Annotated in this window: 22 protein-coding genes and 1 tRNA gene; 10 read left to right on the forward strand and 13 right to left on the reverse strand. The window is 71.8% G+C overall.

The features are described from left to right. Positions 1-168: 168 nt before the first annotated feature. Complete coding sequence (locus OG509_RS15695) at positions 169-759, forward strand: YwqJ-related putative deaminase (protein ID WP_406183180.1); 591 nt, start codon at positions 169-171, stop codon at positions 757-759. A gap of 11 nt (positions 760-770) precedes the next feature. Next, positions 771-1,283, forward strand: a complete 513-nt coding sequence (locus OG509_RS15700) for an SUKH-3 domain-containing protein (protein ID WP_385588060.1) — start codon at positions 771-773, stop codon at positions 1,281-1,283. Between the two features lie 44 nt (positions 1,284-1,327). Here the strand turns inward: OG509_RS15700 and OG509_RS15705 are convergent, their stop codons facing one another. After that, complete coding sequence (locus tag OG509_RS15705; protein ID WP_406183181.1) at positions 1,328-2,602, reverse strand: sensor histidine kinase; 1,275 nt, start codon at positions 2,600-2,602, stop codon at positions 1,328-1,330. Positions 2,603-2,770: 168 nt separating this feature from the next. Here OG509_RS15705 and OG509_RS15710 point away from each other — a divergent pair. The 5 genes from OG509_RS15710 to pth all read left to right on the forward strand — a co-directional run bounded on the left by OG509_RS15710 (position 2,771) and on the right by pth (position 6,968). Then, positions 2,771-2,842, forward strand: a tRNA-Gln gene (locus OG509_RS15710). A gap of 110 nt (positions 2,843-2,952) precedes the next feature. Then, positions 2,953-4,398, forward strand: a complete 1,446-nt coding sequence (glmU, locus tag OG509_RS15715) for a bifunctional UDP-N-acetylglucosamine diphosphorylase/glucosamine-1-phosphate N-acetyltransferase GlmU (RefSeq protein ID WP_406183182.1) — start codon at positions 2,953-2,955, stop codon at positions 4,396-4,398. A gap of 145 nt (positions 4,399-4,543) precedes the next feature. Continuing rightward, positions 4,544-5,521, forward strand: a complete 978-nt coding sequence (locus OG509_RS15720) for a ribose-phosphate diphosphokinase (RefSeq protein ID WP_030297029.1) — start codon at positions 4,544-4,546, stop codon at positions 5,519-5,521. Positions 5,522-5,699: 178 nt separating this feature from the next. Continuing rightward, positions 5,700-6,287 carry a 50S ribosomal protein L25/general stress protein Ctc gene (locus OG509_RS15725; protein ID WP_406183183.1) on the forward strand — a complete coding sequence of 196 codons (588 nt, stop codon included), beginning with the start codon at positions 5,700-5,702 and terminating at the stop codon, positions 6,285-6,287. 90 nt (positions 6,288-6,377) lie between these two features. Beyond that, complete coding sequence (pth, locus tag OG509_RS15730) at positions 6,378-6,968, forward strand: aminoacyl-tRNA hydrolase (RefSeq protein WP_406183184.1); 591 nt, start codon at positions 6,378-6,380, stop codon at positions 6,966-6,968. An 82-nt stretch (positions 6,969-7,050) separates the two neighbouring features. Here the strand turns inward: pth and ppc are convergent, their stop codons facing one another. Beyond that, on the reverse strand, positions 7,051-9,819 hold the full coding sequence (gene ppc / locus OG509_RS15735; protein WP_406183185.1) for a phosphoenolpyruvate carboxylase: 2,769 nt from the start codon (positions 9,817-9,819) through the stop codon (positions 7,051-7,053). Between the two features lie 379 nt (positions 9,820-10,198). Between ppc and OG509_RS15740 the strand changes: the two genes are divergently transcribed. Next, positions 10,199-11,185: an acyl-CoA desaturase gene (locus tag OG509_RS15740; protein WP_406183186.1), complete on the forward strand. Its 987-nt coding sequence runs from the start codon at positions 10,199-10,201 to the stop codon at positions 11,183-11,185. After that, a complete protein-coding gene (locus tag OG509_RS15745) occupies positions 11,182-11,856 on the forward strand; it encodes a TetR/AcrR family transcriptional regulator (RefSeq protein WP_030297040.1) in 675 nt (224 codons plus the stop codon). Before OG509_RS15740 ends, OG509_RS15745 begins: the two co-directional genes overlap by 4 nt. 77 nt (positions 11,857-11,933) lie before the next feature. On the opposite strand, the gene OG509_RS15750 is transcribed toward OG509_RS15745, so the two are convergent. Beyond that, positions 11,934-12,296, reverse strand: coding sequence for a VOC family protein (locus OG509_RS15750; RefSeq protein ID WP_406183187.1), 363 nt, complete (start codon positions 12,294-12,296; stop codon positions 11,934-11,936). 2 nt (positions 12,297-12,298) lie between these two features. Further along, complete coding sequence (locus OG509_RS15755) at positions 12,299-13,156, reverse strand: trans-aconitate 2-methyltransferase (RefSeq protein ID WP_406183188.1); 858 nt, start codon at positions 13,154-13,156, stop codon at positions 12,299-12,301. A gap of 175 nt (positions 13,157-13,331) precedes the next feature. On the opposite strand from OG509_RS15755, the gene OG509_RS15760 reads away from it, so the two are divergent. After that, positions 13,332-13,829: a MarR family winged helix-turn-helix transcriptional regulator gene (locus OG509_RS15760; protein ID WP_030297045.1), complete on the forward strand. Its 498-nt coding sequence runs from the start codon at positions 13,332-13,334 to the stop codon at positions 13,827-13,829. Here the strand turns inward: OG509_RS15760 and OG509_RS15765 are convergent. The 9 genes from OG509_RS15765 to rsmA form a co-directional block, all read right to left on the reverse strand. Continuing rightward, the gene (locus tag OG509_RS15765; RefSeq protein WP_030156558.1) at positions 13,788-14,552 is read right to left on the reverse strand and encodes a response regulator transcription factor; all 765 of its coding nucleotides are present in this window, start codon (positions 14,550-14,552) and stop codon (positions 13,788-13,790) included. The genes OG509_RS15760 and OG509_RS15765 overlap by 42 nt on opposite strands. 513 nt (positions 14,553-15,065) lie before the next feature. Next, the gene (galE, locus tag OG509_RS15770) at positions 15,066-16,013 is read right to left on the reverse strand and encodes a UDP-glucose 4-epimerase GalE (protein WP_385590739.1); all 948 of its coding nucleotides are present in this window, start codon (positions 16,011-16,013) and stop codon (positions 15,066-15,068) included. 124 nt (positions 16,014-16,137) lie between these two features. After that, positions 16,138-16,836 carry a response regulator transcription factor gene (locus tag OG509_RS15775; protein WP_385590737.1) on the reverse strand — a complete coding sequence of 233 codons (699 nt, stop codon included), beginning with the start codon at positions 16,834-16,836 and terminating at the stop codon, positions 16,138-16,140. 144 nt (positions 16,837-16,980) lie between these two features. Continuing rightward, positions 16,981-18,789, reverse strand: a complete 1,809-nt coding sequence (locus OG509_RS15780) for a PQQ-binding-like beta-propeller repeat protein (protein WP_406183189.1) — start codon at positions 18,787-18,789, stop codon at positions 16,981-16,983. Between the two features lie 41 nt (positions 18,790-18,830). Then, a complete protein-coding gene (locus tag OG509_RS15785) occupies positions 18,831-20,510 on the reverse strand; it encodes a PQQ-binding-like beta-propeller repeat protein (protein ID WP_406183190.1) in 1,680 nt (559 codons plus the stop codon). A gap of 155 nt (positions 20,511-20,665) precedes the next feature. Continuing rightward, a complete protein-coding gene (locus OG509_RS15790; protein WP_406183191.1) occupies positions 20,666-22,462 on the reverse strand; it encodes an ABC-F family ATP-binding cassette domain-containing protein in 1,797 nt (598 codons plus the stop codon). A 27-nt stretch (positions 22,463-22,489) separates the two neighbouring features. After that, positions 22,490-23,821, reverse strand: a complete 1,332-nt coding sequence (locus OG509_RS15795; protein ID WP_406183192.1) for an acyltransferase — start codon at positions 23,819-23,821, stop codon at positions 22,490-22,492. Positions 23,822-23,896: 75 nt separating this feature from the next. Beyond that, the gene (locus OG509_RS15800; RefSeq protein WP_406183193.1) at positions 23,897-24,799 is read right to left on the reverse strand and encodes a 4-(cytidine 5'-diphospho)-2-C-methyl-D-erythritol kinase; all 903 of its coding nucleotides are present in this window, start codon (positions 24,797-24,799) and stop codon (positions 23,897-23,899) included. Positions 24,800-24,801: 2 nt separating this feature from the next. Next, a complete protein-coding gene (gene rsmA, locus OG509_RS15805) occupies positions 24,802-25,713 on the reverse strand; it encodes a 16S rRNA (adenine(1518)-N(6)/adenine(1519)-N(6))-dimethyltransferase RsmA (protein ID WP_406183194.1) in 912 nt (303 codons plus the stop codon). Positions 25,714-25,717: the final 4 nt, after the last annotated feature.

The following is a 25,717-nucleotide window of genomic DNA, read 5'->3' on the forward strand; positions in this document are numbered from 1 at the left end:
CACCCGCCCGCGACCCCCGCACCCGCGCGAGGGCCAGGAACATCCGAATTGATACGAATATTCGACCCCGCTTCCACACGACAGGGGACATTTGACAGGCTGTCCCCTCAGCACGGGGGCGTGCGCGACAGCGGCCACCACCGCCGCCACGGGAGGGAAGACGCGACCATGCAGAACACGGCGACACGCACGGACACGGCCGACGGCGCCTCGGGACGGGGCGACCAGGGCGACCCGGCAGCCGACCGGCCGGCCGGCGGAACCTCCGCGGCCGGAGACCCCCGCCTGCGCTGGAGCAGCACCGACGGCCGGCCCAACGCGCCCGTCCTGCGCTTCCGCCGCGACGGCATCCTCCCCACCGTCGCCGCCGCCCTCTCCGTACGCGGCGAAACCCTCACCGGCACCGCGGGCAAGGCCGACCAGGCGCCCGCCCTGCACCCCCTCGTCCAGGACTTCCTCGACACCCTCACCAGCGGCCAGCGGGAACGCTTCACCGGCCGCTGTCCCGAGGCGATCCTGCTCTCCCGCCACCTCACCGCCGTCGAGGGCGCGCGCAGCAAGCGCGCCTCCCGCAAACCCCTCGCGGCGAGCGAAGCCCGCCGCTCCCTGAAACACGCCAAGATCACCGCACGCCGCATCCGCGAGGACGGCGATCCGCTGCACGGCAGCTACGCACCCCCCTGCCGTTCCTGCGAAGCCCTCCTCGCCCACTTCGGCGTCCGCGCCGTCGACCTCACCCCCGCGTCAGAAAAGGCCTGACCTCCGCCACCATGACCACCTCCTCCGCCTCCTACGACCGCTCCTCGGCCACCCGCTTCCCGGCCGCCGTGGACACCGCCCTGCGCACCGCCGGCTGGGAGCCCGGCCGCTGGGACATCAAGCAGGCCGAGTTCTGGGCCGATGCCCTGCGCGACCACACCACCCCGGCCGGCCACCGGCACACCGTCTTCCCGGCCGCCGTCGAAGCCTGGGCCGAATTCGGCGGGCTCACCGTCACCGCCCCCGGGCCAGGCCGCCAGACCGCACCCGTCCCGGTCCGCCTGGACCCCCTGACCGGCCTCCACCTGGCCCGTACCTTCGCCGACCTGGGCCGGGCCCTGTCCACCCAGCTCTGCCCGCTCGGCACCGACTCCGACGGCGGCTCGCACCTCGCCATCGACCGCGAGGGGCGCGTCTACGGGATCGACCACACCGGCGACTGGTACCTGGGCGCGGACGTGGACGAAGCCCTCACCCTCCTCCTCACGGGCCTCCAGCCCACCCGCCTCACCACGGCCCCGTAGACGGTGTCAGGACCCGGCCGCCGCATGCACCGCGCCGGTCGGTCCTAGGGGGTGTACGGCAGCACCGCCGAGACCTTGAAGCCGCCCTCGTCCGTCGGGCCGGACACGAAGACACCGCCCAGGCCGAGCACCCGTTCGCGCATGCCGACCAGCCCGTTCCCGCCGCTCGGCAGGCCGGGCCGGTCCACGTCCGCCCCGCAGGGCCCGTTCTCCACCTGCATGGCCACCTCACCCTCGCGATGAGCCAGCCGCACCACCACCCGCGCTCCCGGCGCATGCTTGTGGCAGTTCGTCAGCGCCTCCTGCACCACCCGGTACGCCGTCTGCTCCACCTCCGCCGGATACCCCGCCCCCGCGCCCCGGACGTCCAGCTCCACGACCATCCCGGCCGCCCGCGACTGCCCGACCAGCGCCTCCAACTCGCCCAGCGAAGGCCCGGGCCCGTCCTCGAAACTCCCCACCAGCGCGGCCACCGGCACCACCGCGGCAGCAGTGGGCGCCCGCTTGGGCGACTCCGCCGCCCGTAGTACGCCCAACATCTCCCGCAGCTCCGTCAACGCCTGGCGCCCCATGTCCCCCACGAGCGCGGCGTTCTTCGCCGCCCGCTCCGGATCCTTGGCCGCCACCGCCTCCAGCGCCGCCGCGTGCACCACCATCAGCGACACCCGGTGCGCCACGACGTCGTGCATCTCCCGCGCGATCCGCGTCCGCTCCTCCGTACGGGCCCACTCGGCCCGCTCCTCCGCCCGGTCCGCGAGCAGCGACAGCTCCCGCTCCAGGGAATCCGCCCGCTCCTGCAAGCTCTCCATCAGCCGTCGCCGCGCCCCTATGTACAGGCCGAGCAGCACCGGCGGCACGGTCAGCGCCACCGCCACGAACACGGACAGCACGATGACCAGCGAGCGCGAGGCCCCCTGGTCCCCGATGGTCCGCACGTACATCACCACGAAGGTCGCCACCAGCGACATCGAGGCCAGCGTCGCGGTGATCCGCCGGGGCACCTCACAGGCGGCGAGCGTGTAGAGCCCGACCACCCCGAGCAGGAAGCCCATCGCGGCCGGCGACACGGCGATCCCGATCAGCACGACGGCGATCGGCCAGCGCCGCCGCAGTACGAGCGTGGACCCCACGAGCAGCCCGAACAGCACCCCGACCGGCACCGGAAGCCCGGCCTCGTGCGCGAAGGGCACCCCCTCGACGGCGCACTCGACGGCCGACACCGCCGCCAGCCCCACGTCGAGCACGGCCCCCCGCGGCCGCTCCCACCACCACGGCCCGTCGCGCCCGGCCCCGCCCCGCTCTTCCCCCGTACTGGTCATGCCGTCCAGCGTACGCAGGGCCCCCGGCCCGCCGGCGAACCGAATTCCGGCGGACCGAACGCGAGGCAAGGCACTGATCTTTACCGTCGCGTCGAGGGGTGGTGGTACGGCATAGTAGTGCCGTCGACTCGACCGGAAAGCCGTAATGTCCGGTTTAGTCGGGAGTAATCCCCTGTGGTGTAATTGGCAGCACTGAGGCTTTTGGTGCCTTATGTCCGGGTTCGAGTCCTGGCGGGGGAGCTTCTGTCACTTCGGGTCCTGACCGGTCGGTCGGGACCCGGCTTCGTTTCCGGGGTGCGGCCCCCCGGTATCCTTCACGGGTCCACCACCCGAAGCCGAAGGGCACACCCGTGAGCGCCAACCGCCCGGCAGCCGTCGTCGTACTCGCAGCGGGTGAAGGCACCCGCATGAAGTCGGCCACTCCCAAGGTTCTGCACGAGATCTGCGGGCGCTCGCTCGTGGGCCACGTCGTCGCCGCCTCGCGCGAGCTGGACCCCGAACACCTCGTGGTCGTCGTCGGCCACGCCCGCGAGCAGGTCACCGCGCACCTGGCCGGGATCGACGCCGGCGTCCGCACCGCCGTCCAGTACGAGCAGAACGGCACCGGCCACGCCGTCCGCATGGCCCTCGAAGAGCTCGGCGGCCAGCAGAACGGCACCGTGGTCGTCGTCTGCGGCGACACCCCCCTGCTGACCGGCGAGACCCTGAAGCAGCTCGCGCGGACGCACGAGGCCGACGGCAACGCCGTCACCGTGCTGACCGCCGAGGTGCCGGACTCCACCGGCTACGGCCGCATCGTCCGGGACGGCAGCGGCGCCGTCACCGCCATCGTCGAACACAAGGACGCCACCGACTCCCAGCGCGCCATCCGGGAGATCAACTCCGGGGTCTTCGCCTTCGACGGCGCCCTCCTCGCGGACGCGCTCGGCAAGGTGCGTACGGACAACAGCCAGGGCGAGGAGTACCTCACCGACGTGCTCGGCATCCTGCGCGAGGCCGGTCACCGCGTCGGCGCGGCCGTCGGCGCCGACCACCGCCAGATCCTCGGGATCAACAACCGCGTCCAGCTCGCCGAGGCCCGCGCGCTGCTCAACGCCCGCCTCCTGGAGCAGGCGATGCTCGCGGGCGTGACGGTCGTCGACCCGGCGAGCACCTTCGTGGACGTGACGGTGACCTTCGGGCAGGACGCGCTGATCCACCCGGGCACGCAGCTGCTCGGCGCGACGCACGTCGCCGAGGGCGCCGAGGTCGGTCCGAACACGCGGCTCAAGGACACGCAGGTGGGCCCGCGGGCGCGGGTGGACAACACGGTGGCGGACACGGCGGTCATCGGCGAGTCGGCGTCCGTCGGCCCGTACGCGTACCTGCGTCCCGGTACGAACCTGGGCCTGAAGGCGAAGGCCGGCACGTACGTGGAGATGAAGAACGCGACGATCGGCGAGGGCACGAAGGTGCCGCACCTGTCGTACGTGGGCGACGCGACGATCGGCGAGTACACGAACATCGGCGCGGCGAGCGTGTTCGTGAACTACGACGGCGAGCACAAGCACCACACCACGGTCGGCTCACACTGCAAGACGGGCTCGGACAACATGTTTGTGGCTCCCGTCACCATCGGGGACGGCGCGTACACGGCGGCCGGTTCGGTGATCACGAAGGATGTGCCGCCGGGTGCACTGGCCGTGGCCCGCGGCCAGCAGCGCAATATCGAGGGCTGGGTGGCTCGCAAGCGTCCGGGAAGCGCCGCGGCTTCGGCGGCCCAGTCGGTGGTCCAGGAGGATTCCGACCCCCGCTGAGGCCTCGTTGAGGTGAACTGACCGGAAACAGGTAGGCCCGGCAGGGCGTACCGTGATAGGTGCACGCAATTCGGCTGGCTCACCGTGTGCGGGACGGACGCACACGGGGGCGAGCAGCTTTCAACACGTCTGAGGAGACTGTGCTGTGACCGGGATCAAGACGACCGGCGAGAAGAAGCTGATGCTCTTCTCCGGCCGCGCCCACCCCGAGCTGGCCGAGGAGGTTGCGCATCAGCTGGGCGTTGCCCTCGTGCCGACCAAGGCTTTCGACTTCGCGAACGGTGAGATCTACGTCCGCTTCCAGGAGTCGGCTCGTGGCGCGGACTGCTTCCTGATCCAGAGCCACACGGCTCCGATCAACAAGTGGATCATGGAGCAGCTGATCATGATCGACGCGCTCAAGCGCGCGTCGGCTCGCTCCATCACCGTGATCATCCCCTCCTACGGGTACGCCCGCCAGGACAAGAAGCACAAGGGCCGCGAGCCGATCTCGGCCCGCCTGGTCGCCGATCTGCTGAAGACGGCGGGTGCGGACCGCATCCTGACGGTCGACCTGCACACGGACCAGATCCAGGGCTTCTTCGACGGCCCGGTGGACCACCTGTCGGCGCTGCCGGTCCTCGCGGACTACGTGGGCGCGAAGGTGGACCGCACCAAGCTGACCATCGTCTCCCCGGACGCCGGCCGCGTGCGCGTCGCCGACCGCTGGTGCGACCGCCTGGACGCGCCGCTGGCGATCGTGCACAAGCGCCGTGACAAGGACGTCGCCAACCAGGTGACGGTCCACGAGGTCGTCGGTGAAGTCCGCGGCCGCGTCTGCGTCCTGGTCGACGACATGATCGACACGGGTGGCACGATCTGCGCCGCCGCCGACGCGCTCTTCGCGCACGGTGCGGAAGACGTCATCGTGACGGCCACGCACGGCATCCTGTCGGGGCCGGCCGCGGACCGTCTGAAGAACTCGAAGGTCAGCGAGTTCATCTTCACGAACACCCTCCCGGACCCGTCCGACCTGGAGCTCGACAAGATCACGGTCCTGTCGATCGCCCCGATGGTCGCGCGCGCGGTGCGCGAGGTCTTCGAGGACGGCTCGGTCACCAGCCTGTTCGAAGAGCAGCAGTAACCGGTAGTACAGAGATCCTTTTGGGTGCGGCCTCCGCGCCGGGTAGACTCTACGAGTTGCTCGGCGAGGGAGGCCGCACCTTTTCGGTGTCGGTGCTCCGTTATCGACGCGCTCTTCGTAGCAGGCCGTTCAGGCCGGGTGACCGTCGTCCATTTCCGTCACCCCACGAGGAGTGAGCATGTCCGAGGTCAAGCTTTCCGCCCAGCTCCGCAACACCTTCGGCAAGGGCTCTGCCCGCCAGGCCCGTCGCGACGCCATGGTTCCCGGTGTCATCTACGGCCACGGCAACGACCCGAAGCACGTCAACGTCGAGGGCCACGGCCTGGCGCTGGCGCTGCGTACCCCGAACGTCCTGATCTCCCTGGACATCGAGGGCGACGGCACCGAGCTGGTCATCCCGAAGGCCGTGCAGAAGCACCCCCTGAAGCGCTCCATCTCCCACGTCGACTTCCTGATCGTCAAGAAGGGCGAGAAGGTCACCGTCGAGGTCGCCGTCGTCACCGAGGGCGAGCTGGCCGCCGGCAACAACATGCTGGAGACCCTCCTCAACACCATCACGGTCGAGGCCGAGGCCACCCACATCCCGACCGAGGTCACCGTCTCCATCGCGGGCCTGGAGGCCGGTGCCTCCATCCACGCCAAGGACCTGGTCCTGCCGGCCGGCACCACGCTGGCCGTCGACGGTGACACCGCCGTCCTGCAGGTCGTCGCCCCGCAGGCCGAGGAGCCGGCCGCCGAGGCCGCCACCGAGGGCGCCGAGGCCTGAGCCTCGCCCTTCCCCCTCAGCACTTGCTGATCGACCGCCGTCCGGCTCCACTGGGAGCGGGACGGCGGTCGTCCTCGTTAAGGAGCATGGATGTCGGACGACGCGGCGCCGTGGCTGATCGTCGGCCTCGGTAACCCCGGGGCGGAGTACGCGGGCAACCGCCACAACATCGGGTTCATGGTGGTGGACCTGCTGGCCGAGCGGATGCGCGGGAAGTTCAAGGCGCACAAGTCGCGGGCGCAGGTGGTCGAGGGCCGCATGGGCCCGCCGGGGCCGGCGAACCGCCGGGTGGTGCTGGCGAAGCCCATGTCGTTCATGAACCTGTCGGGCGGGCCGGTGACGGCGCTGCGCGACTTCTACAAGGTGCCGGTGGACCGGATCGTGGCGGTCCACGACGAGCTGGACATCGACTACCCGACGCTGCGGCTGAAGCTGGGCGGCGGGGACAACGGGCACAACGGCCTGAAGTCGATGACGAAGTCGATGGGGCCGGAGTACCACCGCGTCCGCTGCGGCATCGGGCGCCCGCCCGGCCGTATGCAGGTCGCGGACTTCGTGCTGAAGGACTTCTCGTCCACGGAGCGCAAGGAGCTGGACTGGTTCGTGGACCGGGCCGCGGACTCCGTGGAGTGCCTGATCGCGGAGGGCCTGGAGCGCGCCCAGTCCGCCTACAACTCCTGACGGACACGACACGAGGAAGCCCCCGCACCGGCCGGTGCGGGGGCTTCCTCGTGTTCCGGGCCGGTACGGGCCCCGAGAGCGCTCAGCCGGTGTTGCGCAGGCCTGCCGCCACGCCGTTGACCGTGAGGAGCAGGGCTCGGGCCAGGAGCGGGTCGGCGTCTTCGCCGCGGGCGGCCGCCGCTCGCTGGCGGGCCAGCAGGGAGACCTGGAGGTAGGAGATCGGGTCCAGGTAGGCGTCGCGGACGGCGAAGGTCTGCTGGAGGACCGGGTTGGAGTCCAGGAGCTTGTGGCCGCCGGTGATGCGCAGGACCTCGCGGACGGTGAGCTCGTGTTCGGCCTCGATGCGGGCGAAGACGTGCTTGAGGTCGTCCGGGACGAGGGTGTCGACGTAGTGGCGGGCGATCCGCAGGTCGGTCTTGGCCAGCGTCATCTCGACGTTGGACAGGAAGTTGCGGAAGAAGTGCCAGCGCGCGCCCATCTCGGCGAGGGCGGATTCGCCGCCCGCCTCGCGCAGGGCCTTGAGGCCCGAGCCGACTCCGTACCAGCCGGGGACGATCTGGCGGGACTGGGTCCAGCCGAAGACCCACGGGATGGCGCGCAGGCCGTCGAGGCCGGCGCCGGAGTCGGGGCGGCGCGAGGGCCGGGAGCCCAGGTGCAGGTCGGCGAGCTGGTCGACGGGGGTGGCGGCGAAGAAGTACGCCGGCAGGTCCGGGTCCTCGACGAGCTCCCGGTACGCGGCGTGGGCGGCGTCGGAGACGGTGTCCATGGCCGCGTCCCAGCGGGCGAGGTCGTCGTGGGACTGGCGGGGGGCGGTGTGCAGGGCGGAGGCCTGGAGGGTGGCCGCGACGGTCAGCTCCAGGTTCTCGCGGGCCAGCGACGGTACGAGGTACTTGTCGGAGATGACCTCGCCCTGCTCGGTGACCTTGATCTCGCCTTCGAGCGTGCCCCAGGGCTGGGCGAGGATCGCGTCGTGGGAGGGGCCGCCACCGCGGCCGACGGTGCCGCCGCGGCCGTGGAAGAGGCGCAGGCGCACCCCGTAGCGGTGGGCGACGTCGCGCAGCCGGCGCTGGGCGCGGTGGATCTCCCACTGGCTGGTGGTGATGCCGCCGAACTTGGAGGAGTCGGAGTAGCCGAGCATGACCTCCTGGACGTCGCCGCGCAGTGAGACGAGGCGCCGGTAGGAGGGGTCGGCGAGCATGGCGTCGAGGATGACGTCGGCGGCGCGCAGCTCGTCGGTGGTCTCCAGGAGCGGGACGATGCCGATCTTGGCCCAGCCTGCGTGGAGGTCGACGAGGCCGGCCTCGCGGGCGAGGACCGCGGCGGCGAAGACGTCGTCGGCGCCCTGGCACATCGAGATGATGTACGACTCGATGACCTCGGGGCCGAACTTCTCGAAGGCGTCCTTGATGGCGGAGAAGACGCCGAGGGTCTTCTGCCCGGCGGCGTCGAGCGGTGCCGGGGTGGGCGCCAGCGGGCGGCGCGAGCGCAGCTCCTTGGCCAGCAGCTTCTGCCGGTAGTCGCGCGGCATGTCGGCGTAGCGCCAGGACTCCTCGCCGAGGCGGTCGAAGAGCTGGCCCAGCGCGTGGTGGTGGGCGTCGGCGTGTTCGCGGACGTCCATGGTGGCGAGCTGGAGGCCGAAGGCGGCCAGCGTACGGATGGTGCGGTCCATGCGGCCGTCGGCGAAGAGGGCGCCGCGGTGCTCGCGCAGGGAGGTCTGGATGAGGGTGAGGTCGGCGAGGAGCTCGGCGGTGCCGAGGTAGTCGCGGCCTTCCTCGTGGGGGGTGCCCTTGGCGAGGCGCTCGCGGGTGTTGACGAGCTTCTGCCGGATGCAGGTGGCCTTGAGGCGGTACGGCTCCTCCGCGTTGAGCCGCTTGTAGCGCGGGCTGATCTCGGGGAGGCGTTCGAGGTCGGCCTGGAGGGAGGAGAGGAGTTCCTCGGTGGCGCCGGTGTAGCGGATGGAGTTCGACAGCAGTCCGCGCAGGAAGTCGATCAGTTCGAGGGCGTCGGTGATGCCGTGCTCGTGCTGGAGGATCAGCACGTCGCGGGTGACGTCGGGGGTGACGTTGGGGTTGCCGTCGCGGTCGCCGCCGATCCAGGTGCCGAAGGTGAGCGGGCGGGTGCCGGCCGGGATCTCGACGCCGACGCGCTGGAGCTCGGCGGCGAGGTCCTCCAGTACGTCGCCCACCGCGCCCGCGTGCAGCTCGTCGAGGTAGTAGATGGCGTTGCGGGCCTCGTCGGCGGGTTCGGGGCGTACGACGCGCAGCTCGTCGGTCTGCCAGACGAGGTCGATGTTCTCGGCGAGGCGCAGGTCGTGGCGGCGGCGTTCGCCGGCGCCGGCGACGGGCTCCTCCAGCAGGGCCGCGATGCGGCGCAGCTTGTTGAGGACGCTGCGGCGGGCCGCCTCGGTGGGGTGCGCGGTGAAGACGGGGCGGACGTTGAGGTTCTTGACCGTCTCGCGCAGGTGCTCGGGGTCGGCGTCCTTGAGCATGTCGGCGGTGCGGGCGAGGAGCCCGCCCTCCGCGGCGCGGTGGGCGCGCAGTTCCTTGCCGCGGTGCACCTGTTCGGTGACGTTGGCGAGGTGGAAGTAGGTGGAGAAGGCCCGTACGAGCTTGGCGGCGGTCTCCAGATCGGTGTCGCCGAGCAGTGCGGCGGCAGCGATGCCGTCGGTGCGGGTCAGGGCGCGCACTCGTTCGACGAGGTCGAGGAGGTCTTGCCCTTCCTGGCGGACGAGGGTCTCGCCGAGGAGGTCGCCGAGGCGGCGGATGTCCGCCCGCAGCTCCGCGTTGGCGGCGGCGACGGCGGTGGCCGGGGCCTTGGCCGGGGTGGAGGAGGCCTGGTCAGCACTGCTCACAGGTGCGGCTCCTTGCAGTGTTCGAGCGCTACTGGGAGGTGGGCTCCGAGGTGCGCGGGGGCGTACCCGGACTCCTCCCCCGGCTGTCGCTGGGAGGGGCCCGGTGGGCGTCCCCCACCTGGTGCGCAGCTCGGCTGCCCGTGCGGACCGCGCTGTCCGACGACACCAGGATAGGTGTCCGGGCCTCGTGCCTCGCTAAACGTCTCACCAGGCGGCGCGCGGGCTGCTGCGAGCGCCCTTGAGAGCGCCTCGGGCCCGGCCGTGCTCCCCTTGCCCCGGGCTCCGGCTTTGCCATACTTACGTTGCCGTAGGTTACGGATCCGTAGCCAGGGTGGGCGCCAGGGGCGCCCGCCGATTCCTCACCCCCCAGGGGACCCTCATGACCACCAGTCCCGAGCTGATCAAGGACGCCTCGGCGGCCTCCGATTCCGATTCCCCCGTGCCCTCCGCGACCCTCGGAGGCGAGAGCAAGCGCTCCGTCGAACAGATCGCCCTGCTGCTGTTCATCGTCGTCCCCTTCCTGGCGCTGCTGGCGGCGGTCCCGCTGGTCTGGGGCTGGGGGGTGAGCTGGCTGGATCTCGGCCTGATGGTGTTCATGTACTTCCTGGCCTGCCACGGGATCACCATCGGCTTCCACCGGTACTTCACCCACGGTTCCTTCAAGGCGAAACGGCCGCTGCGGATCGTGCTGGCCGTGATGGGTTCGATGGCGGTGGAGGGCCCGCTGGTGCGCTGGGTGGCGGACCACCGCAAGCACCACAAGTTCTCCGACCACGACGGCGACCCGCATTCGCCGTGGCGGTTCGGCGAGACCGTCCCGGCGCTGATGAAGGGGCTGTGGTGGGCGCACATCGGGTGGCTCTTCGACGAGGAGCAGACCAACCAGCAGAAGTACGCCCCGGACCTGGTCAAGGATCCGGCGATCCGGCGGATCTCGCGTGACTTCGTCCTGTGGACGATCGTGTCGCTGGCGATCCCGCCGCTGGTCGGCGGTCTGGTGACGATGTCGTGGTGGGGTGCGTTCACGGCGTTCTTCTGGGGCTCGCTGGTACGGGTCGCGCTGCTGCACCACGTGACGTGGTCGATCAACTCGATCTGCCACGCGGTGGGCAAGCGCCCGTTCAAATCGCGTGACCGTTCGGGCAACGTGTGGTGGCTGGCGGTGCTCTCGTGCGGGGAGTCCTGGCACAACCTGCACCACGCGGACCCGACGTCGGCCCGGCACGGCGTGCTGCGCGGCCAGGTCGACTCCAGCGCCCGGCTGATCCGCTGGTTCGAGCTGGCGGGCTGGGCGACGGACGTGCGCTGGCCGTCCAAGGACCGCCTCGACGCCCGGCGCAGGGAAAACGCGTCGAACGCGGCATGATGGGGGACGTGGCGATCGACGGCAGCAGTTCCAGCAGCGACAAGCCCCGGCGTGGCCGCCGGGTCCGGATGACGGGCGCCGAACGGCGTCAGCAACTGCTGGACATCGGCCGCGCCCTGTTCGCGGAGAAGGGCTTCGAGGGCACGTCGGTGGAGGAGATCGCGGCGAAGGCCGGAGTCTCCAAGCCGGTGGTGTACGAGCACTTCGGGGGCAAGGAGGGCCTGTACGCGGTCGTCGTGGACCGGGAGATGCGCCAGCTGCTGGACGGGGTGACCGGCGCGCTGACGGCCGGGCATCCGCGCGAGCTGCTGGAGCAGGCGGCGTTCGCGCTGCTCGACTACATCGAGTCGTACACGGACGGCTTCCGCATCCTCGTCCGGGACTCGCCGGTCGCCCAGTCGACGGGTACGTTCGCCTCGCTGATCAGTGACATCGCCACGCAGGTCGAGGACATCCTGGGGCTGGAGTTCAAGGCGCGCGGGTTCGATCCGAAGCTGGCCCCGCTGTACGCGCAGGCGCTGGTCGGGATGGTCGCGCTGACCGGGCAGTGGTGGCTGGACGTGCGCCGGCCGAAGAAGGCCGAGGTCGCGGCGCATCTGGTGAACCTGGCCTGGCACGGACTGGACGGGCTGGAGTCGAAGCCGCGGCTGGTCGGCCACCGCAAGAGCTGAGCGGCGGCGCGAAGCGCGACGCGACGGCGCCCCGTCACCGGAGATCCGGTGGCGGGGCGCCGTCGCGTCGCTGCCCCTCAGCCGAGGGGTTCGAGGAACTCCAGCCGGTTGCCCACCGGGTCCTCGGAGTAGAAGCGGCGGTGCCCCGGCAGGCTGTCGTCCCAGACGACCGTGGCCCCGCGCTCCGCCAGTCTCCGCCCGTACGCCTCCATCCCCGTCACCCGCAGCCCCGGGTGCGCCTTGCGGGCGGGCCGGAAGTCCTCCTCGACGCCCAGGTGCAGCCGGACCGGCCCGGCCGCGAACCAGCAGCCGCCGCGGGCGGCCAGGACGGGCGGCTTGGGCACCTCGGTCATGCCGAGGACGTGCGTGTAGTACGCGCGGAGCCGGTCCTCCGAGCCCGGAGGCGCCGCGAGTTGGACGTGGTCGACTGCGCTCAGCACGGTCAGAGCTCCTTACGGGCGACGGCGAAGATGCGGCGGAACGGGAAGACGGTGCCGCGCGGCCCGGGCGGGTAGGCCTCGCGCAGCAGGTCGCGGTATTCGGCGAGGAAGTCCTCCACGGCTCCCCGGTCGTCCCCGAGGGCGGTCAGGACGGGCCGCAGGGCGGTTCCCTTGACCCAGTCGAGCACCGGGTCGGGGCCGGTGAGCAGCTGGTGGTAGGTGGTGTCCCAGGTGTCGACGGTGCAGCCCAGCTCGATGAACCGGGCCAGGTACTCGGCGGGTTCGAGGAGGTGGATGTAGCGGGCGCCGTGGCCGGCCAGGCGGTCCCGCCAGCGCGGGGTGTCGCAGAGCCGGGCGAGCAGGGCGTGGCTGGGGGCGGTGAAGTTGGCGGGGATCTGGAAGGCGAAGGTGCCGCCGGGGCGCAGTCCGTTGATCCAGGCGGCGAAGGAGCCGGGGTGGCTCGGGACCCACTGGAGGGCCGCGTTGGAGACGATCAGGTCGTAGGGCTCCTCGGGCAGCCAGCTCGCGAGGTCGCCGTGGCGGAAGTCGAGGCGGCCACCGCCGGAGGTCTCGCCCGCGTACTCGTCGGTGGCGCGGCGGAGCATCTCGGGGGAGAGGTCGAAGCCGGTGATGTCGGCATCGGGCCAGCGCTCGGCGATGAGCGCGGTGACGTTGCCGGGGCCGCAGCCGAGGTCGGCGATCCGGGCGGGGCGGGTGGGGAGCTCGGGTATCCGGTTCAGCAGGTCGAGGAACGGACGGGTTCGGTGTCCGGCGTGACGGAGATATTGCTGGGGATCCCAGGTGGGCGCGGCCTGGGCGGTGGGTGCGGGGATCCTTGCCGACGCGATATCGGAATGCATGTTCGAGCCTCCCTACTGGCGGGGCGGGCGGAAGCGGAAGCGGTTCCGGCACCCTCCATGCCCATCGTCGCTCAGAATATATCTCGATGTCAAGATTCATGAGGTCGAGATATCTATCCCCGAGATCCTCGATTTGAAGAGACTTCACGTCGACAGACCCCTTACACTGATCCGCATGGAGGACGAGGTCGACCGATTGGTAGCGGCATGGCGGCGGGAGCGCCCTGACCTCGACGTGGAACCGCTCGAAGTACTGAGCCGCGTCAGCAGACTCGCCCGTCACCTCGACCGCGCCCGCAGGCTGGCCTTCTCCGAGCACGGCCTGGAGCCTTGGGAGTTCGACGTCCTGACGTCGCTGCGCCGCGCCGGCGCGCCCTACCAGCTCTCCCCCGGCCAGCTGCTGACGCAGACGCTGGTCACCTCGGGGACCATGACCAACCGCATCGACCGGCTCGCCAAGAAGGGCCTCGTCGAGCGGCTGCCCGACCCCAACGACCGGCGCGGAGTGCTGGTCCGGCTCACCCCGGAGGGGCGGGACCGCGCCGACCAGGCCCTGGCCGGCCTGCTGGCCCAGGAGAGGGCGATCCTCGCTCAGCTCTCCCAGGCCCAGCGCGGCGATCTCGCGGCGCTGCTACGCCAGTTGACCGCTCCGTTCGACAACATCCCCGGCTAGGTCGGCCGGTCGCACCCCGGCCCGCCGGGCCAGTGCCACCGCCGCGAGCGTGGAGTGCACCCCGAGCTTGCCCAGCACGTTCTGCATGTGCGTACGGACGGTGTGCGGGGACAGGAACAGCCGCGCCGCCACGTCCTTGCGGCCCAGCCCCGCCACCATGCAGCGCAGCACCTCGTGCTCCCGCGGCGTGAGGGACTCGACGAGCCGCTCGCTGTCCGTACGGTGCTTGCGCGCGGCGGTCAGTTCGCGGAGCACTCCGGTCAGCAGCGCCGGCGGGAGGTGGGTCTCCTCGCGCAGGACCCCGCGGATGACGGCCAGCAGCCGCGAGAGCGAGCAGTCCTTCGCCACCCAGCCGGAGGCCCCTGCCTGAAGGGCGTGCGCGGCCCGGCGCGGATCGTCGCGCTCGGCGAGCACGACGGTACGGACCCCGGGATGGGACACCCGTACCCCCGCGACCAGCGCGATCCCGTCCGCGCCGGGCGGTGGACCGGAGCCCGATTCGCGCTGGGCGGGCACGGCCCCGGCGGCGGCGCCCAGATCGGCGTCGACGAGCAGGACGTCGAAGCGGCGGCCCTCGGCCACCGCCCGTTCGAGGCAGCGCAGCGCGGCGGGGCCGCTGCCGGCCGCGGACACGTCCACGTCGGGCTCGGCCGCGAGCGCGGCTGCGAGCGATTCGGCGAAGATGCGGTGATCGTCGACCACGAGAACCCGGATGCGAACCACAAAACCCCCAAGGGTCGGGGAACGGACGACTGCGGGTACGGCGCCCGGACCGGGTGATCCGCAGCTGCCGCGGCCGCCGCCGAGACATCTCTGCACTACCCCGGACCGGACGCCGTACCCGGCGTGTCTCGACCCCTGAATCAACACCGGCCCCCACCGGTGTCACGCATCAGCGTAGAACGGGGGGCGGCTCGCGGTTGGCCGAATAGCAGAAGTTTTCCGAGCCATTTTCCGGCTGGGCAGGCTCGAACCAGGTTTTTCATGGCCTGAATTCGACCATGCAGACGGTCTGGAAGACGGATTCCGGCAGGCCCGTGCCACGGGCAGTTGCACGGGGGCCTTTTCGCCCGGCGTGTGCACGCCGGGCGCCCGCGCACCGCGCCCGCCCACGGCGCTCCCCACTCCTCCGCGCTCCCCGCGCACGCCGCGGCACGCACGGCGCCGTACGCACCGCGCCCCCCGCACGGTCGGGTGCGGGGGGCGCGGGTGAAGGCGGGGAGGCGGGGAGGCGCGTCAGGAACGGTGCTTGCGCGTGAAGTTCCAGGCGTCCGTGATGATGCCGGTGAGGTCCGAGCGGGCCGGGGTCCAGCCGAGCCGCTCGTGGGCGGTGCGCGCGGAGGCGACGAGCACCGCCGGGTCGCCGGCCCGGCGCGGGGCGACGACCTCGGGGATCTCGGCGCCGGTGACCTTGCGGACCGTCTCGACGACCTCGCGGACCGAGAAGCCGTTGCCGTTGCCGAGGTTGCAGATCAGGTGCTCGCCCGCGGTGGCGGCCTCCAGGGCGGCCAGGTGGGCCTCCGCCAGGTCGGCGACGTGGATGTAGTCGCGTACGCAGGTGCCGTCCGGGGTCGGGTAGTCCTCGCCGAACACCGAGATCGACGCCCGCTCGCCCAGGGCGACCTGGAGCACCAGCGGGATCAGGTGGGTCTCGGGGTCGTGCCGCTCGCCGAACTCCCCGTACGCGCCGGCCACGTTGAAGTAGCGCAGCGAGACCGCCGCGACGCCGTGCGCCGCGCACTCGCCGGCGATCATGTGGTCGACGGCCAGCTTCGAGGCGCCGTACGGGTTGGTGGGCTTGGTGACCGAGTCCTCGGTGAGCAGGCCCTCGGTGGGCTCTCCGTAGGTGGCGGCGGTGGAGGAGAAGACCAGCTTGCGCACCCCGTGCCCGCGCATCGCGGCCAGCAGGGCGAGCGTGCCGCCGACGTTGTTCTCCCAGTACTTGCCCGGGTTGGCGACGGATTCGCCGACCTGCGAGGAGGCCGCGAAGTGCAGCACCGCGTCGTAGGAGGGGTCCAGGTACCGCTCGGCGTCCTGGATCCGGCCCTCGATGAAGGCGGCGCCCGCCGGGACTCCCTCGCGGAAGCCGGTGGAGAGGTCGTCGAGGACGGTGACCTCGTGCCCGGCCTCCAGGAGGTGCGCCGCGACGACGCTGCCGACGTATCCGGCGCCGCCGGTGACCATGTATTTGAAAGTCGCCGTTTCCGAAGCCGCCGTCTTGGAAGTCGCCGTCTCGCTCACTCGTCTACTGCCTCTCGCGGGGGGATGCACGCGGGCGCGTGCACATGCCGGTCACTGGCTTACCGGATTACGGCCCCACGGGGAAATCGGCGGCCGCCGACGGCAGCCCCGCCCGGTCGAGCAGGCCGGTCCGGGCGGCCAGCGCGGCCGCCTCCAGCCGGGAGCCGACGCCCAGCTTCATCAGCACCCGCTGCACGTGCGTACGGGCGGTGCTCGGCGCGATCTCCATGCCCGCCGCGATGAGCCGGGTGTCCTCGCCCTCGGCGACCCGGACCAGCACCTCCACCTCGCGCGGGGTGAGCAGCCGCAGCAGCCGGCTGCCCTCGTCGTCGGGCTGGGCGGCGGGGTTGAGCAGCTCCGCGAAGGCCCCCTGGAGCAGCTGCGGGGAGATCGCGACCTCCCCCGCCCGGGCCTTGGCCAGCGCCCGTTCCACCCCTTCGATCCGCTCGTCGTGGCGTACGTACCCCGAGGCACCGGCGGCGAAGGCGGCCGCGATCCCGCGGGGGCTCGGCACCGGGCCGAGGACGACCACGGCGATCTGCGGCCGTTCCCGCTTGATGCGGACGACCGGCTCGAAGACCCCCGGCTCGGCGGGCGTCGCGGTGCCCAGCAGGCAGACCTCCGGCGCCCGGCTGATGACCAGCTCGGCGGCGCCCGCGGCCGGGGCGGCCGCGGCCAGCACCCGGTGCCCGCGCAGCTTGAGGGCCGAGGCCAGCGCCTCGGCCAGCAGCCGGTGCTCGTCGAGCACCATGACCCGTACGCCCATCGCGCACCCACCCCCGACCCTTCTGACCCGGCAAGCTACACGCTTGTTCGACGGTGCGCGGCGGATACCGCGCAGAAGCCCCCGGAAGGCGGACCTTCCGGGGGCTTCGGCCCGCTGCGGTGAACGGCCGGGATCGGCCGGGGATCAGCTGGCGCTGAAGGAGACGAACAGGTACTCGGGATCGCCCTTGTCGGAGTACGGCTTCCTGGCCGTCGTCCGGGAGATGAAGAGCTTGCCGTTGTGGTAGCGGTATTCGGAGTAGTCCGGCGAGAAACCGGTCTCGGCGGTGCGGCTGGCCTTCTCCGCCGGGTTCTCCATGAGGACGGTCTCCTTCATCGTCGTACCGTCGATGCTGACGACCTGGCCGCCCTTGTCGTACGGGGGCTCCTTGTACGCGATGATGTTCGACCCGTCCATGCGGAGCGGGAACATGGTGTACCGCTCGCCCGCGTCGGCACGGTCGGTGGTCTGCTTGCCGGTCTCCAGGTCGAAGGAGAGCAGCTCGTTGGTGCGGCCGACCTCCTCCTTGCCCTGGTGCTCGATCGAGGGCAGGTAGACCTTGCCGTTGCCGACGACGAAGCCGGCGCACTTCTCGACCTCGGTGCCGCCGCACTTGCCGCCGAAGGTGCCGGAGGCGAGCGAGATGCGCGCCTTCAGCTCGCCCTTGGGGTCGACGACGAAGAGGTCGCTGACGCCGGTGGCGTTCTTGGCGGTCTTGCCGACGTCGGCGGCGACGATCAGGGGCTTGGTGGAGACGATGGACGCCCACTCGATGCCCGGGGAGAGCTTGTACGAGGACGTCTGCGCGCCGGTGGCCGGATCCAGGGTCTGCGCGTACAGCGTCTGGTTGTCGCCGCGGCCGCACTTGCGGATCACGGCGAGGGCCTCGCCGCCGGCGTAGCCGCTGTCGTAGCAGCCCTCGCCGTCGACCTTGGGCGTCCACAGGGACTTGCCGTCGGCGAGGTTCCAGGCGGCGCCGCCGCTGGTGCCGCCCGCGGCGACGGTCTGGCCGCTGATCGTGACCTCGTAGTAGGAGGCGGGCTTGTCGCCGGTGGTGGCGCCCTTGGCGTTGCCGGACCAGACGAGCTTGCCGGCGTTCAGGTCGATGACGCCGACCTCGGTGCACGCCGGGTACTTGTTCTCGGGCGTGGGCTTGGCGGGCCGGAAGAGGACCGCCGTCTTGTTGTCGCTGACGTGCTTGGTGGCGCCGCAGAGCTCGCCCGGCAGCGGGATCTCCCACTTCTTGGCGCCGTCGACGGTGTTGTAGCCGACGACCTTCGCCACGTCCGACTTGATGTACGTCGAGTCGGTGAGCCAGGAGCCCGCGACGGTGACGACCTCTTCCGGAGTCGGGTTCGGCTGGTTGAACAGCGGCTTCGACTTGGTGTTGGCGGGCGCCTTCTCCGAACCGGGCGTGCCGGGGCCGGGCTTGTCGCCGCCGGTGGTGCCGTCCGCGGCGGGCTTCTGGTCGCTGCCGCCGTCCTCGCCGGAGACGTACCAGAAGCCGCCCGCGATGATCAGGACGATGGCCAGCAGGGCCGCGCCCACGATCATCAGCTGGGTGCGCTTGTCGTTGCCGCCGGCGGCCGCGCCGCCCGCGCCGGCCGGGGCCGGGGGCTGGGCCGCGTACATGGGGGCCGTGGGCGCGCCGTAGGCCGGCGGGGCGCCGGCGCCGGCGGGGGGCTGCTGCTGCGGGTAGCCGTACCCCTGCTGGGGATAGCCGTACGCCGGCTGCCCCTGATCGGGTACGCCGGGCGCTGCCGGCACGGTCGGCTGCGCGGTCGGCGGTACGGGCGGCTGCTGCGGGGCGGCCGGCGGCATCGGCGGCGGCTGCGGGGCGGCCTGCGGCGCGGGCGGCACCGGCGGCGGCGCTCCGAAGCCCCCTGGTGCGGGCTCCTGCGGCGCGCCGAAGCCGCCGGCGGGCGGCTGGTGGGGGGGCGGCGGGGTACTCATCGCTTGCTACTGCCTCTCGGTGGGCGGCTCGGTGGGCTCGTTCACTTGCCGAAGACCATCAGGAGCTTCTCGTCCGTGCCCTTGGCGGAAAGCATGGTGACGCCGATGAAGAACCGGCCGTCCACGTAGTCGATCAGCGGGTGGTAGAAGGAGCTCTCGATCGGAGCGGCGGCTCCCGACGGGTTGCGCAGGAGCGCGGTGGGCGTACCGCCGGCGGCCGGGATCGAGACGACCTCGCCGCCCTGGTCGGACTCGGCCTTGCGGTAGGCGAGCAGCTGCCCGTTCGCGGTCCCGAGCGGGGTGAGGATGCGGCCGTCCCCGGCGGGGGTGCGCCACTTGACCTTGCCGGTGCCCAGGTCGAAGGCGACGATCTCGTTGGCCTTGCCGGACTCGGCGACGGTCGGCATGTAGAGGGTGTTGCCGTCCACGGCCGTGGAGGAGCAGACCTCGACGGAGCGGAAGATGCCGTTGGTGCACTCGGTGGCGAAGTGGCCCTCGCCGCTGACGGTGGCGCGCTGCTTGCCGTCGGGTCCGAGGACCACGATGGCGCGTTCCTTCTTCTCCTCGTTGCCGATGTCGAGGACGAGGGGGTCCAGCGAGTAGACGGCGCCGACCTTGTACTTGGTCGGCAGTTTGAAGGTCCAGGTCTTCTTGCCGGTGACCGGGTCGGCGTCGGAGACCTCGCTGGAGAGGTCGTCGTCGTAGCAGGTCGAGATGGCGATCATCTTGCCCTTGTCCGCCACGTACGAGTCGGGCTTGCAGCCCTCGGCGGTGGCGCTGCCGAAGAGCTTGTCTCCGGTGCTGACCTTGAAGGCGCTGGCGGTGCCGCTGCGGCTGACGGCGACGGTGTCGCCGGTGATGCCCAGGGTGGGGCTGGTCATGATGTCGAAGAGTCCCTCCTTGGGGACCTCCTTCGTCCAGCCTTCCTTGCCCGCCTTGAGGTCGACCTGCTTCATCTGGTTGCAGGTCGCGGAGTCGCCGTCGCCGTCCTTGAACATGACGACGGTCTTGGACTCGGCGGTGGTCTGCTTGGTCACGGAGCAGATGGGAGTGGGGAACGCGAGCGTCCACTTCTCCTTGCCGTCGGTGACCCCGTACGCGGTGAGGTTCTTCCAGGCGCTCTTGACGACGGTGTCGCCGACGATCCACTGGCCGGTGGAGTCCACGCCCATGCCGGGGCCGTCGATCTTGGCGGTCTTGAGCCAGAGGACCTTGTCCTCGCCCTGCTTGCGGCCGGCGTTGAGGTCCTCGGCCCCCTGGGAGCCGTTGCCGCTGCCGTCGCCCTTGTCCGCTTCGGCGGAGGGCTTGCCGTCGGCGGGGGTGGAGCTCTGCGCGACGGGCTTCTTCGGGTCCTCGCCCCCGCCGTTGAAGAAGGCGAAGTAGCCGCCGGTGCCGAGGACGAGTACGCCGGCGACGGCCGCGGCGATGACGACGGCCGTCTTCTTCTTCGGCGGCTGCGGCGCGCCACCGGCCTGGTGCATGCCGACGGTGGGCATGCCGGGGGGTGGCGGGAAATGGCCCTGCTGCGGCCCGGGCTGGTGCGGCATCGGCTGCATGGGCTGCGTCGGGGGCTGCTGCGCGTACGGGTTCTCACCCTGCTGCGGGTACCCTCCCCCAGCTACCGCTGGGTGGTGCCCCCATCCGGACTGCGGCGGGCCGGGCAGGTGACCGTAACCGGAAGGTGTGGGCGGCTGGTTCGGCGGCTGGGGCGGCTCGGTCATCAGCGCATACCTTCGGCGTCGGGTGGCGTAGGGGGATGACCTTTCTATCACTGACAACGCTCTTACATCGGGCCGGTCCAGCCCCTGTTCCCAAGGGAGGACCGGCCCGTGACAACGCCGTTATCCGGCCAGTTGACGTCTTCGGCCGACGGAATCTAGGCCTCCTCGGCCAGCTCCAGCCAGCGCATCTCCAATTCGTCCCGGTCCGCGATGAGTTCGCGCAGCTCTGCGTCGAGCTTGGCGACCTTGTCGAAATCGGTGGCGTTCTCGGCGATCTGCGCGTGCAGGTTCGTCTCGCGGTCCGACATCTTGTTGAGCTGCCGCTCGATCTTCTGGAGCTCCTTCTTCGCCGCGCGGGAGTCGCCGGAGGCCGAGGACTTGGCGGCGGCCGGGGCGGGGGCCGGAGCGGCCGCCTCGATCATCCGCTGCCGGCGCTCCAGGTACTCGTCCAGGCCGCGCGGCAGCATCCGCAGGCTCGCGTCGCCCAGCAGGGCCATCACCGTGTCGGTGGTGCGCTCGATGAAGAACCGGTCGTGGGAGATGACGATCATCGAGCCCGGCCAGCCGTCGAGGAGGTCCTCCAGCTGGGTCAGGGTCTCGATGTCGAGGTCGTTGGTGGGCTCGTCGAGGAAGAGCACGTTGGGCTCGTCCATCAGCAGCCGCAGGATCTGCAGCCGGCGCCGCTCACCACCCGAGAGGTCGCCGACGGGCGTCCACTGCTTCTCCTTGGTGAAGCCGAACTGCTCGCACAGCTGACCGGCCGTCATCTCGCGGCCCTTGCCGAGGTCCACGCGGTCGCGCACGCGCTGTACGGCCTCCAGGACCCGCAGGGACGGGTCGAGTTCGCCGACCTCCTGGGAGAGGTACGCCAGCTTGACCGTCTTGCCGACGGTGACGGACCCGGCGGCCGGCTGCACGTCGCCCTGCGTACGGGCCGCCTCCGCGAGCGCGCGCAGCAGCGAGGTCTTGCCCGCGCCGTTGACACCGACGAGGCCGATGCGGTCGCCGGGGCCCAGGTGCCAGGTGAGGTGCTTGAGCAGGACCTTCGGACCGGCCTGGACGCTGACGTTCTCCAGGTCGAACACGGTCTTGCCGAGGCGGGCGTTGGCGAAGCGCATCAGCTCGGACTTGTCGCGCGGCGGCGGCACGTCGGCGATGAGCTCGTTGGCGGCCTCGATGCGGTAGCGCGGCTTGGAGGTCCGGGCGGGGGCGCCGCGGCGCAGCCAGGCGAGCTCCTTGCGCATCAGGTTCTGCCGCTTGGACTCCTCGGTGGCGGCGATGCGCTCGCGCTCGGCGCGGGCGAAGACGTAGTCGCTGTAGCCGCCCTCGTACTCGAAGACGGAGCCGCGCTGGACGTCCCACATGCGGGTGCAGACCTGGTCGAGGAACCAGCGGTCGTGGGTGACGCAGACGAGGGCGGAGCGGCGCTCCTGGAGGTGCTTGGCCAGCCAGGAGATGCCCTCGACGTCGAGGTGGTTGGTGGGCTCGTCGAGGACGAGGAGGTCCTGGTCGGCGATGAGCAGCTGGGCGAGCGCGATGCGGCGGCGCTCGCCGCCGGAGAGCGGGCCGATGACGGTGTCGAGGCCCTGGCCGAAGCCGGGGAGGTCGAGGCCTCCGAAGAGCCCGGTGAGAACGTCGCGGATCTTGGCGTTGCCGGCCCACTCGTGGTCGGCCATGTCCCGGATGATCTCGTGGCGGATGGTCGCCGCGGGGTCGAGGGAGTCGTGCTGGGTGAGGACGCCCATGCGCAGGCCGCCGCTCTGGGTGACCCGGCCGGTGTCGGGCTCCTCCAGCTTGGCGAGCATGCGGATGAGGGTGGTCTTGCCGTCGCCGTTGCGGCCCACGACACCGATCCGGTCTCCCTCGGACACGCCGAGGGAGATGCCGTCGAGCAGGGCACGGGTTCCGTACACCTTGCCGACTGCCTCGACATTGACCAGATTGACGGCCATCAGACGCGCTCCAGGGAAGGGTGTGGATCAGCCCCTCAGCCTAACCCTCCGAGCCGACGCCGGGCGCTCCACCAGGAGCCAGCCCCCCAGAGCCATGCCGATGGCGGCGGGCGCGGTGACCGGGAGGGCGATCAGGGTGGCACTGTGACCCTCCAGCAGCCCGCCGAGCCCGGTCATGGACAGCCCGAGGACGCCGAGCAGGCACAGGGTGATGCCGAGGGCGGCGCTGGGCCCGGACCCGGGCCGGCCGCCGCCGCGACCGGGCGCCTCGAACCGGCGGAAGACGGCGACCAGTACGCCGGTCAGCCCGGCGGCGGCCAGCAGCCGGACGGGGACCTGGGCCCACCAGGCGGCGGTGGCGGGCTCGGGCAGGCGCAGGCCGAGGCCGAGCTGGGCGGCGTACACGGCGAGCATGGCGGTGAGGTGCCAGAGGAAGGCGGTCATCGCGATCCCGTTGGCGGCGACGACGCAGCGCCAGACGCGGGGCCGGGCAAGCAGGGCGGCGGCGGGCCTCTTGAGCAGCTCCACGGCTCCGACGAGCCACATCCCGTGCGCCAGCAGGGCGAGGGTGGGCGGGGCCATGTTGGACACCTTCTCGCCCGGCATCCCGACCATGGAAAGCGGGTACGGCCCGTACGCGACGAGCAGCACCGCGCCGGTCAGCCCGGCGGCGGCCAGCAGCCCGGGCCGGGTGATCCGGCCGTCGGCGCGCAGGAAGCCGAGCTGGTGGACGGCGAGCCAGACAAAGGCGAAGTTCAGGAACTCGACGTACGGGACGGTGAGCGCGAAGCGCAGTACGTCGACGGCGGCCGCGGACCCGACCGCCAGGGCGAAGGCCCCCCAGCCCCACCGCTGGTGGAGCTTCAGCATGGCCGGGGTGAACGCGACCATGGCGAGGTAGATCCCGATGAACCACAGGGGCTGGGTGACCAGCCGCAGGGCGGCCCCGGTCAGCTTCCCCTCCCCGCCGCCGGCGAGCTGTACGGCGAGCGCCCCGGCGGTCCAGATGAGGACGAAGACGAGGGTGGGCCGCAGCAGCCGCTGGAGCCGGGCCCGCAGGAACGCGGCGTAGACCGGCCGCCCGTCGGCGCGGCTGGCCAGGGACCGGTACGACAGCGCGTGCGAGAACCCGCCGACGAAGAAGAACACCGGCATGATCTGCAGGCCCCAGGTGAGCACTTGGAGCGCGGGGACCAGGGCGAGCAGGTTCCCTATGCCGTCGCTGCTGACGGCGGCCATCAGCCAGTGCCCGAGGAGCACGGTCCCGAGCGAGGCGACCCGCAGCAGGTCGACGTACCGGTCCCGGCTCCCGGGGGTGGCCTCGGCGAGGTCCTTGGCGGTGTGTGCGGCGTATCCCATGGGTGCACGTTCCCGCCCGGGACCCGGGCGGGAACAGAGCGCGGATACTCACTTCGCCCTGGGTACTCGGGAGCGTCAGGAGGGCAGGACCGTGGCCCCCGGGGCCGGGCTCGTGGCCGTACGGGTCGTGCGGCAGGTGCCGGAGGCTTCGAGGGCCGCGGCCACCTTGAGCGCGGATTCCGGGTCGCGGACCAGGAACGCCGTCGTCGGGCCGGAGCCGGAGACCAGCGCGGCCAGGGCTCCGGCGGAGGTGCCCGCCTCCAGCGTCGCGGCCAGCTGCGGGCGCAGCGACAGCGCGGCCGGCTGGAGGTCGTTGGCCAGGGTCGCTGCGAGGGCGTCCGGGTCCCCCGAGGCGAGGGCGGCGAGCAGCGCCGGCGAGGCCTCCGGGACCGGGACGGTCCGGCCCTCGGCCAGGCGGTCGAACTCGCGGAACACCGCCGGCGTCGACAGCCCGCCGTCGGCCACCGCGAACACCCAGTGGAAGGTGCCCGCCTCGACCGGGGTGAGGAGTTCCCCGCGCCCGGTGCCGAGCGCCGCTCCGCCGACCAGGCTGAACGGCACGTCGCTGCCGAGTTCCGCGCACATCTTCAGGAGCTCCGCGCGCGGCGTGTCCAGGCCCCACAGGGCGTCGCAGGCCAGCAGGGCGCCGGCGCCGTCGGCGCTGCCGCCCGCCATGCCGCCGGCCACCGGGATGTTCTTCGCGATGTGGAGGTGGACGGCGTCGGACAGGCCGTGGCGGGCCGCGAGGATCTCCGCCGCCCGCGCCGCCAGGTTCGTACGGTCCAGCGGGACCTGGTCCGCGTCCGGACCCGCGCAGGTGACGGTGAGGGTGTCGGCCGCGGTGACCGTCACCTCGTCGTACAGCGACACCGCGAGGAAGACGTTGGCCAGGTCGTGGAACCCGTCCGCCCGGGCCGCGCCCACCGCGAGCTGCACGTTGACCTTGGCGGGGACCCGTACGGTCACGCTCTTCGGCATGCTCACAGCGCGGGCCTCTCGGCCGCGGGCTTGTGCTCGGCGATCGCCGCGAACTCCTCCACCGTCAGGGACTCCCCGCGCGCCTGCGGGGACACCCCGGCGGCGACCAGCGCCTGCTCGGCGCCCGCCGCCGAGCCGGCCCAGCCGGCCAGCGCGGCGCGCAGCGTCTTGCGGCGCTGCGCGAAGGCCGCGTCCACGACGGCGAAGACCTCGGCCTTCGTGGCGGTGGTCTTGATCGGCTCGGCCCGCCGCACCAGCGAGACCAGGCCCGAGTCCACGTTCGGCGCCGGCCAGAACACGTTGCGGCCGATGGACCCGGCCCGCTTCACGTCCGCGTACCAGTTCGCCTTGACCGACGGCACCCCGTACACCTTGTTGCCCGGCTTGGCGGCCAGCCGGTCGGCGACCTCGGCCTGCACCATCACCAGCGTGCGCTCGATGGTCGGGAACCGGTCCAGCATGGTCAGCAGCACCGGCACGGCCACGTTGTACGGCAGGTTCGCGACGAGCGCGGTCGGCGCCGGCCCGGGCAGCTCCTCCACCAGCATCGCGTCGGAGTGCACCAGCGCGAAGCGGTCCTTGCGCCCCGGCATCCGCGCCTCGATGGTGGCGGGCAGCGCCGCGGCCAGGACGTCGTCGATCTCGACGGCGGTGACCCGGTCGGCGGCCTCCAGCAGCGCGAGCGTCAGCGACCCCAGCCCCGGCCCGACCTCGACGACGACGTCGTCGGGCCGTACCTCGGCGGTGCGCACGATGCGGCGCACCGTGTTGGCGTCGATGACGAAGTTCTGGCCCTTCTGCTTCGTCGGCCGTACGCCGAGTACGGCGGCCAGCTCACGGATGTCTGCCGGTCCGAGAAGGGCGTCGGAGGTCGTGCTGCTCGTACTCTCGGGCTGCTGCTCTGCGGTGCTCACCGGT

The organism is Streptomyces sp. NBC_01006 (assembly GCF_045162725.1).
Taxonomy (GTDB): Bacteria; Actinomycetota; Actinomycetes; order Streptomycetales; family Streptomycetaceae; genus Streptomyces.